The 12,933-nt window shown below is 70.3% G+C and carries 12 protein-coding genes; 3 read left to right on the top strand and 9 right to left on the bottom strand.

The features are described from left to right. Window positions 1-3: 3 nt before the first annotated feature. The 3 genes from KV102_RS13230 to KV102_RS13220 are packed head-to-tail and all read right to left on the bottom strand — an operon-like array spanning window position 4 to window position 5,889. Complete coding sequence (locus KV102_RS13230) at window positions 4-1,008, bottom strand: glycosyltransferase family 2 protein (protein ID WP_220344169.1); 1,005 nt, start codon at window positions 1,006-1,008, stop codon at window positions 4-6. Beyond that, complete coding sequence (locus KV102_RS13225; protein WP_220346551.1) at window positions 1,005-4,499, bottom strand: CDP-glycerol glycerophosphotransferase family protein; 3,495 nt, start codon at window positions 4,497-4,499, stop codon at window positions 1,005-1,007. The genes KV102_RS13230 and KV102_RS13225 overlap by 4 nt, the downstream gene beginning before the upstream one ends. Beyond that, window positions 4,492-5,889, bottom strand: a complete 1,398-nt coding sequence (locus KV102_RS13220) for a bifunctional cytidylyltransferase/SDR family oxidoreductase (RefSeq protein ID WP_255561041.1) — start codon at window positions 5,887-5,889, stop codon at window positions 4,492-4,494. The genes KV102_RS13225 and KV102_RS13220 overlap by 8 nt, the downstream gene beginning before the upstream one ends. A 144-nt stretch (window positions 5,890-6,033) precedes the next feature. Here KV102_RS13220 and KV102_RS13215 point away from each other — a divergent pair, with 144 nt between their 5' ends. Next, entirely contained in the window at window positions 6,034-6,846 is an 813-nt protein-coding gene (locus KV102_RS13215) for an ABC transporter permease (RefSeq protein WP_220344166.1), read from the top strand. A gap of 2 nt (window positions 6,847-6,848) precedes the next feature. Beyond that, complete coding sequence (locus KV102_RS13210; RefSeq protein WP_220346550.1) at window positions 6,849-7,706, top strand: ABC transporter ATP-binding protein; 858 nt, start codon at window positions 6,849-6,851, stop codon at window positions 7,704-7,706. A 6-nt stretch (window positions 7,707-7,712) separates the two neighbouring features. Here the strand turns inward: KV102_RS13210 and KV102_RS13205 are convergent, their stop codons facing one another. Genes KV102_RS13205 through KV102_RS13190 form a run of 4 tightly spaced genes read right to left on the bottom strand, consistent with a single transcriptional unit; the run spans window position 7,713 to window position 10,884 of the window. Further along, on the bottom strand, window positions 7,713-8,597 hold the full coding sequence (locus KV102_RS13205; protein WP_308290332.1) for a glycosyltransferase: 885 nt from the start codon (window positions 8,595-8,597) through the stop codon (window positions 7,713-7,715). Between the two features lie 43 nt (window positions 8,598-8,640). Next, window positions 8,641-9,063 (bottom strand): hypothetical protein, encoded by a 423-nt coding sequence (locus tag KV102_RS13200; RefSeq protein WP_220344164.1) that lies wholly within the window; start codon window positions 9,061-9,063, stop codon window positions 8,641-8,643. 49 nt (window positions 9,064-9,112) lie between these two features. Continuing rightward, on the bottom strand, window positions 9,113-9,730 hold the full coding sequence (locus KV102_RS13195; RefSeq protein ID WP_220346549.1) for an FMN reductase: 618 nt from the start codon (window positions 9,728-9,730) through the stop codon (window positions 9,113-9,115). After that, complete coding sequence (locus KV102_RS13190) at window positions 9,727-10,884, bottom strand: LLM class flavin-dependent oxidoreductase (RefSeq protein ID WP_220344161.1); 1,158 nt, start codon at window positions 10,882-10,884, stop codon at window positions 9,727-9,729. Before KV102_RS13190 ends, KV102_RS13195 begins: the two co-directional genes overlap by 4 nt. 95 nt (window positions 10,885-10,979) lie before the next feature. Here KV102_RS13190 and KV102_RS13185 point away from each other — a divergent pair, with 95 nt between their 5' ends. After that, a complete protein-coding gene (locus KV102_RS13185) occupies window positions 10,980-11,522 on the top strand; it encodes a DinB family protein (RefSeq protein ID WP_255560939.1) in 543 nt (180 codons plus the stop codon). Between the two features lie 3 nt (window positions 11,523-11,525). On the opposite strand, the gene KV102_RS13180 is transcribed toward KV102_RS13185, so the two are convergent. After that, complete coding sequence (locus tag KV102_RS13180) at window positions 11,526-12,251, bottom strand: anti-sigma factor domain-containing protein (RefSeq protein ID WP_220344160.1); 726 nt, start codon at window positions 12,249-12,251, stop codon at window positions 11,526-11,528. Then, window positions 12,248-12,847, bottom strand: a complete 600-nt coding sequence (gene sigK, locus KV102_RS13175) for an ECF RNA polymerase sigma factor SigK (RefSeq protein ID WP_220344159.1) — start codon at window positions 12,845-12,847, stop codon at window positions 12,248-12,250. Before sigK ends, KV102_RS13180 begins: the two co-directional genes overlap by 4 nt. Window positions 12,848-12,933 lie beyond the last annotated feature (86 nt).

Genomic DNA, 12,933 nt, shown 5'->3' with positions numbered 1-12,933 from the left:
CGACTAACTTGTGAGAAAGCCTACCCCCCAGGCACCGTGCATCGTCACCATGGCCACCGGGAGCCGCCGGCGCGCCTGCGGATCCAGGTCACGGCCCTCCCACAGCGCCGCGGCCGTGACCCCCGCCAGGTAACCTGCGGGGGCCGCGAAGCCGAGGAGCAGCCACGGCGTCGTGAAGAGGCCCGCCACTCCTGCCGCGAGGCCCAGGCCCGAGGCCACGACGACCGCCGGAGGCGCGAGATAGCGTACGGAGGCTGTCTCCGGGTGCTCCTTGATCACGCGACGCCGCCAGCCGCCCGTGCGGTACTGCTGCGTGGCGAAGGCCTTCCAGGTCTCCCTCGGATGGTACGTGACGGCCACGTCGGGCAAGAACCAGACGATCTCGCCGTTCTCACGCAGCCGGTGGTTCAGCTCCCAGTCCTGAGCCCGGACGAAGCGCTCGTCGTAACCACCCACCTTCTCGAGCGCGCTGCGGCGGAAGGCACCGAGATACACGGTGAGCTGCTGGCCGGGCTCGCCGCCGGTGTGGAAGGCAGCACCGCCGATCCCGAACCGGGAGGACATCGTCCGAGCGACCGCACGGCCGAACGCGCTGTGACCGACCGGGTGCATGCGGCCCCCGACGTTGGCCGCGCCGGTGGTCACCAGTGCCGAGACCACGCGTTCGAGGTAGTCCGGCGGGAAGAGGGCGTGCCCGTCGGCGCGGACGAGCCACTCGTGCCGCGCGGCGGCGACCGCGGCGTTGAGACCGTGCGGGGTGAGGCCCGTCGGGTTGTCCACCACCGTCACCGTGGGGTGCCTCGACGCGAGCTCGTCCGCGATCTCGCGCGTCCGGTCCTCCGACGGACCCACCGCGACGACGACCTCGACCTCTCCGTCGTAGTCCTGCGCCAGGATCCGCTCGACGCACTCGGCCAGGTCACGCTCCTCGTTGCGTACGGCCATGAAGACCGAGACCGGCGGCATCGACGTCGCACGCTCGGGGATCAGGGTCTCGTCCGTGGTCATCGCAGTCCTTCGTCGAGGGGCCCGGCGTCGACGAGACGCCGCGCTCTGGTCAGGAACCCGTCGGCGTACGAGCCGGCAGGGAAGTCACCGAGGTAGTACGTCCGCGTCTTCTGGCGGTCTGCGGCGAGCGGGTCGTCACCCAGCATGGCGTCGAGCGCCTCCTCGACGTTGGACAGCGCGCCGTCCACGACGTACGCGGCCCGCGCCGCCGGGGCCTCCGTCCGGAGCTGCTCGGGCGACCTGCCGACCGAGATCATCGCGAACGGCTTGCCGGACTGCAGGTAGTCCGAGACGACCGCGGAGACGTCGGCGACCATCGCGTCGGAGGCGTTGAAGCAGTCGACCAGCGACATCGCCTCCTCCGCGGCCGGACCCCAGACGTGCTGGCGACCGGTGCGAGCACGATCGGCGTCGAGCAGCGCGCCGATCTTCGTGATCATCCGCTCGGCGTCGGGGAAGCGGTAGTTGAACGGGTGCGACCGGAAGATCACCCGCGCACCGCGCTCGAGCAGGGCGGAGACGATCTCCTTGCCGCGAGGGAGGGAGTAGACCTCGGAGTCGGCGTACGGACCCCTCCAGGTCGGTGCGTAGAGGACGGTGAGGTCCTCCAGCGAGTCGACGGGGCCGCGTGCGGGCGTGATGTCCTCGACCTGGGGCCGACCGACGATCTCGAACTTCTCCCGCGGGATCTCCACGCCGTGGCGCGCGTACCGATCGATCCCCGCCTGCCCCGCAGTGAAGATACGGTCGTAGATCGCGTGGACCGGGTTGTAGCACGCGGGCTTCTCCGAGTCGCCGTGGTTGAGCCAGACGTGCACCATCTGGCGACGCTCGAGGAAGTGGGTGTTGTTGGGAGCGTTGTTGACGTAGAACGACGCCCGCATGCTCGGGACGACGACCTCCTGGAGGCTCCTGATCGTCGGCCGGTGGACCACCGGCGCGTCGGTGAGGCCCCCGATCGCCCGGAACATCCCGAGGTTGCGGGTGACCACCACGAAGGGTCGACCGATCCGTTCGAAGTACGGCATCCACATCCCGAGCTGGTACTGCGCGCCCACGTTGGACCCGAAGTAGACGGCGAACTCGGGGGCGACACCCTCCAACGTCGCGTACAGGCGGTCCTCGGCGTCGACGCACCGGTGGACCCGCCGCAGGCCCGTGACCAGGGCGACGACCGTGGCGGCAGCAACGACGAGGGCGAGCAGCACGAGCGCAGCGGTCAGCCCGGCCATCCCAGCGAGCCAGGCGAGGGCGAGGGCAGCCACGTCCACCACGCCGACCGTGCCCCGCGAGACGATCTCCCGTGTGTCGACGCGCAGCGACGGCAGGTTGCGCGCCTCGAGACCGACCCGCTCCCAGCAGTCGAAGATCGTGGTCTCGACCGCGGTCGCCGCGCCGATCACCGCCAGGCTCACCGCCACCGCCCAGGACGTGCCGTGCCAGTCGAACCATCCGACGAGCAGCGCGAGCACGAGGAGGAGCCGCGAGAGCTGGAGGGTGCCAGCGATCTCCGGATAGTTGCGGTTGCCCGGTCGGGCCCGACGGTGCAGCACCACGAAGAGAGCCAGGGTCACCAGTGCGCCGGCCAGCGGGAGGACTCGTGAGGTCCCGACGAGGGTGGCCACGAAGGTCAGGAGCGCCAGGCCGCCCGTCACGACGTCGCGAGCGGCCACGGCGAGCTGGCGACGGACAGCTCCGAGTGTCAGCCTGACGCCGGCGTCCTCCGTCTCCCCCTCGGCAGCCTCACCTCCCAACGACGAGACGCGCGGATGGTCGATGATCTCGCGGGCACGCTCGACGAAGACGTCGGAATATCCCTCTGCCGGGAAGTCACCCAGGTAGTCCGCACGGACCGCGCGGCGTTCGAGCGCGAGCGGATCGCTGCCGAGCATCGCGTCGAGCGCCTGAGGGAGGGTGGAGGCGTCCCCCTCGATGACGTACGAGGCACCGGCGATCGGGTAGTGAGCGACGAAGTCACGACCGTTCTCGGTCATCGCGGTCATCGCGAACGGCTTGCCCGAGAACAACCAGTCCACCACGACGCTCGAGACGTCGGACACCATCGCGTCGGCGGCGTTGATGCAGTCGAAGACCGACATCTCGCGCTCGGCCCGGTGGCCGTAGACGTGCTGGCGCCCGGTGCGCTCTGCGTCCTCGCGCAGCATCTGGTGGATGGTCCGGATCGTCTCGGTGTCGGTCTCGAAGCGGTAGCTGAACGGGTGCGGCCGGAAGACGACCGTCGCCTCCCTCTCGAGCAGCGCCGCGACGATCTCGGTGCCGATGGGCAGGGAGTGGTACGCGGTCTCGTCCACGTGCCCGCGCCACGTCGGCGCGTACAAGACGGTGGGGTCGGCGGGGACCGGGCCCTCGACCTGCCGGACGCCCTCGACCTGCGGTCGGCCGACGACGTCGAAGGTGTCGCGCGGGATGGCCACCCCGTGGGCCGCGTAGCGGCGGACGGCCGCCTCGCCTGCGGCGAAGATGCGGTCGTACATGGCGTGGGTCGGGTTGTACGACGTCGGCTTGTCGGAGTCGCCGTGCCCCAGGAAGACGTGGGTGATCTGGTGGTGGCGGACGAAGATGCTGTTGCCCGACGACGCGTTGACGTAGAAAGCGGTGGTCAGCGACGGGACGACCAGGTCGTCCAGATCGCGCGATCCGTGTCGCATGACCACGGGAAGGTCGGTGTGCTGAGCGAGGAGCTCGGCCGGGTAGTTGTGGCGCGTGACGACCAGCAGTCGTCGGCCCGTCCGCTGGAGGTACGGGAGCCACATGGTGACCTGGTGCGTGCCGTCGTCGGGCCAGGCGGTGTAGACGATCGCCTGGGGCGCGTAGGCCTCGACGGCCGCCGGGAGGTCGGCCTCGATGCGCCGGCCGGCACGCATCCGCGCCACGGCGTTGATCCCCATGATCACGTCGGGCAGGGCGGCGACGAGCGTCACCGCTGCCCACCACCACGCGGACAGGCCCAGCCCCGCGGCGATCGCGCCGAACGCCAGCGCGCCGAGGTGGGCCCCTGTGGCGGCGGCCTCGAGGTCGATCTGCTTGGGCGCTGGTGTGAGTCCGGGGACGTTGGCCACGAAGGTCACGCGATACTGACGGGCCTGGCTCAGGACGGGCTCGAGGACGACGATCCCGATGCTCGTCAGCGCCGCAAGCGAGGCGACCCAGGCCGAGGAGTCACCCCACGCGACGAAGCAGACGGTGACCGCAGCGCCGAGGGCGCCGCGCAGCGCGCCGTCGTGCCCGAGGAGCAGCCGCTCCACGGTGGGCGGCAGGTCGTCTCGTCGCACGAAGCGCCACGCGTCGAAGCCGAGCGCGGCCACCACGGCCAGGAGGACCGCGACGACGACGGCGTGGACGGCGCCGGTCAGCGCGGCCGCCGTCGCTACGGTGATCGCCGCCGCACTGCCGATCTCGGTCGCGGTATCGCCCGCGCGGGCGGCCGTGACGCGCCCTGCCTCCGGCGGCGCCAGGCCTGCGTCAGCCATTCGTGATCGCCGCGGGGCCGTTCTCGCGCCGGATGTCGATCACGTGCCCGGTCTGCTCTGAGAGGAGCACGTCCAGCGACTGCCGCGCCACCTCTTCGGACGACAGGAGGGTGCCGGCCGGCTCGTCACCGAAGGCCTTGGTCCGCATCGGCGTGCCGGTGCGCTCGGGGTTGACGCAGTTCACGCGGACCTGCCCCGCCCACTCGTCCGCGAGCGCCTGCGTCAGGTTGACCACGGCCGCCTTGGCCGACGAGTAGAGCGAGTATCCCGAGCGCCCGCGGGTGTAGGACGAGGAGGTGAACAACAGCAGCGAGCCGGACGTCTCGGCCAGGTGGGGATAGAACTCCTGGGCGATGAAGATCGGCCCGAGGTAGTTGACCTCGGTCGCGTTGTAGATGGTCTCCTCGCTCGTCTCCGACAACGGAGCGATCGGCAGGACCCCCGCGGTGTTGACGACGTAGTCGATCCGGCCGGTCTTGGCCAGGACCTCGGCAGCGGCCGCGTGGACCTCGTCGCGACGCTCGACGTGGGTGCCGGTCGCCGAGCGGGAGAAGGTGAAGACTGTCGCGCCGGCCCGCTCGGCGGTCTTGGCGATGTCGCCGCCGATCCCGTACGACCCGCCGAAGACCACCATCGTCTTGCCCTCGAGCGCCGCAGCCTGCTCCGACTCGGAGAGGGCGGCCGGGCGCTCGGCGGAGGCGAGCTGGAACAGCTTGTCGGCGATGTAGACGTCGATCGGCTCGGTGACCTTCATGTTGCGCTCGTGCCCGTCGACCACCGTGATCGGGACGTGGGGCGTGTAGCGCAGAACCACGGTGCAGTCGTCCGTCGCCACGAAGTCGGGGTCCTTGGCGGCCTCGGCGTACGCGGCCCGGATCACCGAGAGCCGGAAAGCCTGCGGGGTCTGTCCGCGCCGCAGCAGGTGCCGGGGCAGGACGTCGGCGATGGTGCCGGTGTCCTCGTGGACCGAGACGATCGTGTCGGCCGACGGGATCACCGTGTCGACGGCTTCGTACTCCTCGAGCGCCGTCACGACGTCCTCGATGATCGTCTGCGAGACGAGGGGGCGTACGGCGTCGTGGAGGAGGACGTTGCACTCGGTGTCGCCGAGGGCCGCCAGCGCCCGCTCCGTCGTGGCGTTGCGGGTCTCGGCGCCCTCGAGGATCGCGGTCACCTTGTCGTAGCCGCCGTTGCGGACGATGGCCCGCACGGGGTCCAGGTGACCCGGAGCCATCAGGACCAGGATCTCGTCGATCAGCGGCGACCTCTGCATGGATGCGATCGTGTGCTCGATGATCGGCTTGCCGGCGATCTTGATCAGCTGTTTCGGGATCGACAGCCCGACGCGCGTGCCGGTCCCGCCCGCCAGCACGACGGCCACGTTTCGCATCCTAGTCACGCCCAAGAGAGTAACTTGTGGCGCGAGGCCAGACCCGGAGGGTGTGCGTGGACCCGCGGGATATCGCGCGTACAGTAGCCGTGCGACACGGGGTCTGTCCCCGAGCGGGGCTAGGCTTCGGACGGAAAGGGACCGATGGTCGACTCGAGCTACACGCGGTCGCCCTGGGCGCGGACACGCGCAATCTGGGGCGCCCGCAAGATCTTTTTCCTGCTGGTACGCCGCGACCTGAAGGTCCGGTACGCCGACTCCGTCCTGGGATACGTCTGGACGGTCCTCGACCCGCTGCTGATGAGCCTGGTCTACTGGGCCGTCTTCTCGATGCTCTTCGAGAGAAACGTCCCCGGTGACGACCCCTACATCGTCTTCCTCCTCGCCGGCATGCTCCCGTGGCAGTGGTTCAACTCCACCGTGTCGCAGGGCGCCAAGGCGCTGCGCAGCTCTTCGCGCCTGATCCGGTCGACCAACCTGCCACGCGAGATCTGGGTGCTGCGGGTGGTGGCCTCCAACGCCGTCGAGTACTTCTTCGCGCTCCCCGTCCTCGCCGGCTTCCTCATCGCCTTCCAGGTCCCGCTCCACTGGAACATGCTGATCACGCTGCCCCTGGCGTTCGTGCTGATGAGCGTGCTGCTCTCCGGCATCGGACTCGCGCTCAGCGTGCTCACCGTGCTGGTGCCAGACCTCAACCGGATCGTCGCGATCTTCCTGCGACTGTTCTTCTACGCCTCGCCGGTCCTGTACTCGACGACACGGCTGCCGGAAGAGATCCGGTGGGTGTACGTCGCGAACCCGGTCGCCGACCTCCTCCAGCTCTTCCGCGCGGGGATCTTCCCGCAATACCTCAACTGGCTCCACGTCGGATACGCGGCAGCAGTCTCGCTGCTCGTCCTCGCGCTCGGCTGGTGGGTCTTCGCCCGCCTCGAGCGCACGGTCCTCAAGGAACTCTAGGCATGACCGAACCCATCATCTCCGTCCAGGACGTCTCCGTCCGGTTCCACCGGTCACGACGCCACCGCAGCATCCGTGACCTCGTCTTCCGGGGCGAGGGCGGGGTGCGCGCTGGGGAGTTCTGGGGTCTGCGCCACATCTCCTTCGACGTCCAGCCGGGCGAGGCGATCGGTGTCGTCGGTCGCAACGGTCAGGGCAAGTCGACCCTCCTCAAGACCATCGCCGGGGTCCTCATCCCCGACGAGGGGCGCGCGGTCATCAACGGCGGTGTGGCACCGCTCATCGAGATCACCGGCGGTTTCGTGGGTGACCTCACGGTCCGCGACAACATCTATCTCGCGGCCGGCCTCCACGGCATGAAGAAGAAGGAGATCAACGCGTCGTTCGACGAGATCGTCGAGTTCGCCGAGATCGAGAACTTCGTCGACACCCCGTACAAGCACCTGTCGTCCGGCATGAAGGTCCGCGTGGCCTTCAGTGTCGTGTCGCGCCTCGAGGAGCCGATCCTGCTCGTGGACGAGGTGCTGGCCGTCGGTGACCGTGCGTTCCGCGAGAAGTGCTTCGAGCGCATCGACGAGATGCTCGCCGACGGCCGGACGCTGTTCATGGTGTCGCACAGCGAGGCGAACCTGACCCGCTTCTGCAGCCGCGGCCTCTATCTCCGCGAGGGCAAGCTGATCAAGGACGGCCCGATCGACAAGGTGGTCGAGGACTACTTCAGCGACTCCGGCAACGAGGCTGCCCTGCGACGCCGCCACGAACGCCGGATGCGTCGGATGCGCAACCTCGGTCTCCTGCAGGACGGCGACAGCGACGAGGACGACGACGACGGTCAGACCGAGGGCCGGCGCGTCGGCTGACGCCGGTCAGACGACCGGCGGGCGGCCTCGTCGCGTCATCGCAGCGATGGTCCGCCATCGCATCGGACGCCTCGGGCCCGGGTCGCCGCGCCACCCCTCGGACCACCCGGCGAACCATGGCCGCAGCGCCGCGCGTCCCGACGCCGTCCGCGCACCGCGCAGCACCGCCACGGCCGTCCAGGTCGCGACGTACGCCCAGGTGAACGGCCACGGCAGGTTCCGGCGCGCCAGCCACACACGGTTGCGCGCGTTCAGCCGGTAGTAGAAGTCGTGCCGCGCCGGGTCGATCGCCGGGTGGGCGCACCGCAGGTCCCCTCGGTACCAGACCTCGTACCCCGCGTCCCACACCCGCCATGCGAGCTCGATGCCCTCGTGCGCGTAGAAGTACTCGTCGCCCCAGCCGCCCGCGGCGTCGAAGGCTGCTCGCCGGACGACCAGCACGCCCTCCCACAGCGAGAACGCGGGCGAGGAACGGCGCGGGTCGCCCTTGCGCATCCGGGGGATCCACCGCGTCGGCGCCTCCTCCCCCGGGCTCTCGACGCGAGGCTGGACCACCCCCAGCCGCCGGTCGTCCGCGAACAGCTCCGAAGCCCTCGCGAGGAAGTCCGGGTCGACCAGGCGCGCGTCGTCGTCGACGAAGAGCAGCAGGTCGCCCGTGACGTGGGGCACACCGGCGTTGCGGCCCGCCGGGATCCCGAGGTTCTCCGGGAGCGCGAGCGTCGCGACGCCCTCGGGCAGGTCGACCGGAGCCCATCCGTTGCCGACGCACACCACGTCGACGTCGACCCCCTGCTGGGCCAGCACCGAGTCGATCGCGGCGCGGAGGTCGTCAGGGCGCTTGCCCTGGGTCAGGATGACGGCTCCGACACGGGGGCGTACGGCGGTGGTCACGCGAGCCACCGTACCCGCGGGCCTCAGGGAGGCTCGCTGCCGGTCAGGACGCGACAGCGTCGCCGTACGTCACGGCGAGCCGCCCCGCGGGTGCGACGTCGACGATCAGCGCAGAGGCCCGGACGGCGAGCTGGCCCGAGGTGTGGAGGATCCGGAAGCGCCCGCCCCGTCCACGGCTGAGCTCGACGACCTCGGGCAGGTCCGTGGGGCGTCGGCGCAGCCGCTCGCGCCACGACGGACGCCAGACCGGCACTCGGACGCCGTCGAACGTGAGCACGACGTGGACGGGCACGTCCCCGAGCGGCGAGGAGTCCTCCGAGATCGCCAGCGACACCGACAGCTGCGGCGTCATCCCGCCGTGGAAGGAGACGTGCTGGAGCCGCGAACCAGGGATGCGGGCAAGGATGTCGCCCGCCCACAACCCGTATCCGCGCGCCCGGTCGGAGAGTGTCACGGGCCGTCGCATGAACGCATCACAGCACATCGAGCGGTCACGCTCGCGCTGCCACGCGGGCTCACCGACCCGCCAGCATGTCCTCGAACGAGGACGTCAGGGTGAAGGGATCGGCTGCCGGAGGCGCCTCCCGTGCCGCGACAAGCGCTGCCAGCTCGCCGCCCGCCCGCTCGATCCGTTCCTGCAGAGGACCGGTCGCGCCGTCCGCCCCGCCCCAGTCCTCGGCCGCGGCGAACACCGCGGTCGGCACGACGACCGCGCGCAGGTAGGCGAACAGCGGCCGCAGGGCATGCTCGAGGGCGAGCGAGTGGCGTGCGGTCCCGGCGGTGGCCGCGATCAGGACCGGCTTGGCCGCCAGTGCGTCCTTCTCGAGGACGTCGATGAACGACTTGAACAGCCCTGAGTACGAGGCCGTGAAGATCGGCGTGGCGACGACGAGACCGTCTGCGGCGACGACATCGTCGATCACGGTCTGCAGCCCTGCCGGGGCGAACCCCGTCAGCATCGCGTCGGTGATGTCGTGCGCGTGCTCGCGGAGCCCGTGCACCCGCACATCGGCGTCGATGCCTCGGGTGAGCAGTCCGTCCCGGACGGCCTGCGTGAGCCGGTCGGCGAGCAGTCGCGTCGAGGACGGATCGCTCAGACCGGCACTGACGACGGTGATCGTGCGGCTGGTCATACGGTCGCCTCCTCGGTGCTCTCCTGGACGGACGTCCCGGTGACGTCGTCGCCGTCGGCATGGACGGTGGCGTCGTGGCCGCCGCCGGCAGCGGCCACCAGCGACGCGTGGGTGGGTGCGTCGGGGACGTGGTCGGGCTTGAGCGCCGCGAACTCCTTGCGGAGGACAGGCACGACCTCCTCGCCGAGGAGGTCGAGCTGCTCGAGGACCGTCTTGAGCGGCAGGCCCGCGTGGTCCATGAGGAACAGCTGGCGCTGGTAGTCGCCGACGTACTCCCTGAACCCGAGCGTCCGCTCGATCACCTGCGCGGGACTGCCGACGGTCAGCGGCGTCTCGCGGGTGAAGTCCTCCATGCTCGGCCCGTGCCCGTAGACGGGTGCGTTGTCGAAGTACGGTCGGAACTCGTCGACGGCCTCCTGGCTGTTCTTGCGCATGAAGACCTGTCCACCGAGACCCACGATGGCCTGGTCGGCGGTCCCGTGTCCGTAGTGCTCGAACCGCTGACGGTAGAAGGCGATCATCCGCTCGGTGTGGCTCGCGGGCCAGAAGATGTGGTTCGCGAAGAAGCCGTCACCGTAGTACGCGGCCTGCTCGGCGATCTCGGGACTGCGGATCGATCCGTGCCAGACGAAGGGCGGCACCCCGTCGAGCGGGCGCGGCGTCGAGGTGAAGCCCTGCAGCGGCGTACGGAACTTGCCTTCCCAGTCCACGACGTCCTCGGTCCACAGGCGTCGCAGCAGGTGGTAGTTCTCGATCGCGAGCTCGATGCCCTGCCGGATGTCCTTGCCGAACCACGGATAGACCGGGCCGGTGTTGCCGCGGCCCATCATCAGGTCGTTGCGGCCGTCGGAGAGGTGCTGCAGCGTCGCGTAGTCCTCGGCGATCCGGACGGGATCGGTCGTCGTGATGAGCGTCGTCGACGTCGAGAGGATCAACCTCTCGGTCTGTGCGGCGATGTAGGCCAGCGTCGTGGTCGGCGCGGACGGGATGAAGGGCGGGTTGTGGTGCTGCCCGGTGGCGAAGACGTCCAGTCCCACCTCCTCGGCCTTCGTGGCGATCGCGACGGTCGCCTTGATCCGCTCGTGCTCGGTCGGTGTCCGGCCCGTCGTGGGGTCGGTCGTGACGTCACCGACGGTGAAGATCCCGAACTGCATCGTGTCCTCGTCTCCGACCGCGTCTGCGGTCTCACACCAAAGTAGTGCACAGTTCAACTAAATGACAACGCGCGCTATTCCCCTACCGTGGGTGGATGGCGACAGACTCCGCGCTGGATGCGCTGCGATCCATGCTTCTCGACCGCGTCGACCGCACCGACGAGCTGGTCGACGACCTCACGGACGACCTCCCGACACCGATCGGCACCTACCGCCCGGACGGCGAGGCCAACACCGTCTGCTGGCTGCTCTGGCACCAGGCACGCGTGCTCGACGACCACGGCGCGGATCTCGCGGGCACGCTCCAGGTCTGGACCGACGGCGGATGGTACGACGAGCTGCGCCTCCCCTTCACGAAGGAGGCCACCGGGTACGGCCAGTCCGCCGACGAGGTGGCCCAGGTCGTCGCGAGCGGCGGACAGCTCGCCGGCTACCACCACGACGTCACCGCGCGGGTGCGCGACTACCTCGCAGCGGTGGACGTGGCCGAGCTCGAGCGCGTCGTCGACCGACGGTGGGACCCGCCGGTCACGGCGGCGGTCCGGATCGTCAGCATGCTCGACGACAGCGTCCAGCACCTCGGCCAGGCGGCATACGTCCGCGGCCTGGCCGAGCGTGCAGGTCTCGGCGACGAGTGACCGTCAGGCCGTGTCGATCAGCACGATCGGGTCTGCCGTCGGCTCCTTGGAGCCGCCGGCCGGCTCGACGCTGATCGCGACCGCGGTGACGCCCGAGACGTCCTCCATGACGTGCGCGCCTCTGCCACCCTGCTCATCGCGTGGCAGCACGCCGGCGCTGTGCATCGTGCCGTCGCTCTGGGTCCACATCTGGTAGTCGTACCCGTCGGCGAGCTTCGGCAGGTCGGCGACGACCATGACGGCCTTCGCGAGATCGGCCGACTGCACCACGCTCACCGTTCCGCCACCCGCGACCGGCGCCGACACCATCGCGGCGTCGGGGGCCGAGAGGACCTCGGTGATCGCGGCCTGCTGCGCCTCGATCTGGTCGGCCTGGTCGCGCTGGGACACCCCGAAGACCGCGGCACCGACCACGAGGGCGAGCGCGGCCGCGGCGACGAGCACGCGGGTGGGCCAGCCCTTCAGCCGGCGCCGGCGTCCGCCGAGCTCCACGACCACCGGACGCTCCTGCGGCGTCCGAGCGATCGCGTCGAGGACGCCCTGCCGCAGGTGCGGAGGCGCCACGACCTCCTCGGCGGCACCGAGCCGAGCGGCGGTCACGAGGAACCCTCCGACCTCCTCAGCGCAGTCGGAGCACCGGCTGAGGTGAGCCTCGTACGCCTCGCGCTCCTCGGTGTCGAGGGCGTCGAGGGCGTAGGCACCGGCGAGGTTGTGGGGGTCCGTGGTCATGCCGTCACCCCCAGGCAGTCGCGCAGCCGGATCAGGCCGTCGCGCAGTCGTGTCTTCACCGTCGCCGGATTCGCCTCCAGCATCACCGCAACCTGGGCGTAGGTGTGGCCCTGATAGTAGGCCAGTCCCACGGCCTCTCGCTGCAAGTCTGTCAACGTGCCGAGGCAGCGACGAACCTGTTCGTGCTCCAGCCGCACGGTCACCTCGTCGGCGACCTGGTCGTACGCCGGACCACCGGACCAGTCGTACCGCGCGTCCCGGTCGGCCGCCGCCTGGTCGTGGCGGACGGCGTCGACGGCCCGCCGGTGGGCCAGGGTGAGCACCCACGACCGCGCCCGGCCCCGGCCGGCGTCGAAGTTCGGCGCCTTCTGCCACACCTGCAAGAACACCTCCTGCGTCACCTCCTCCGAGCGGACCGGGTCGCGCAGGACCCGGCGTACGAGACCGAAGACCGCCCCCGACAGGGCGTCGTAGACCGAACCGAAAGCGCCCTCGTCCCCCCGCGCGACACGCGCCATCAGGGCCTCGAGGTCGTCGGTCGCCGGTGGAGGGACCGCGTGCGGGTCCCCGCGTCGATCGTGCTCCGGATCTGGCATCCGTACTCCTGCGCTCGGGGGGTCTCACTGGTGATTCGTCACCGCCCACCACGTGGATGGTCCGTGGCCCGATCACATTCTCGCCC

It is taken from the genome of Mumia sp. zg.B53, from assembly GCF_019550935.1.
In the GTDB taxonomy this organism is placed as follows: domain Bacteria; phylum Actinomycetota; class Actinomycetes; order Propionibacteriales; family Nocardioidaceae; genus Mumia.
This window is presented reverse-complemented; position numbering and strand designations above follow the sequence as displayed.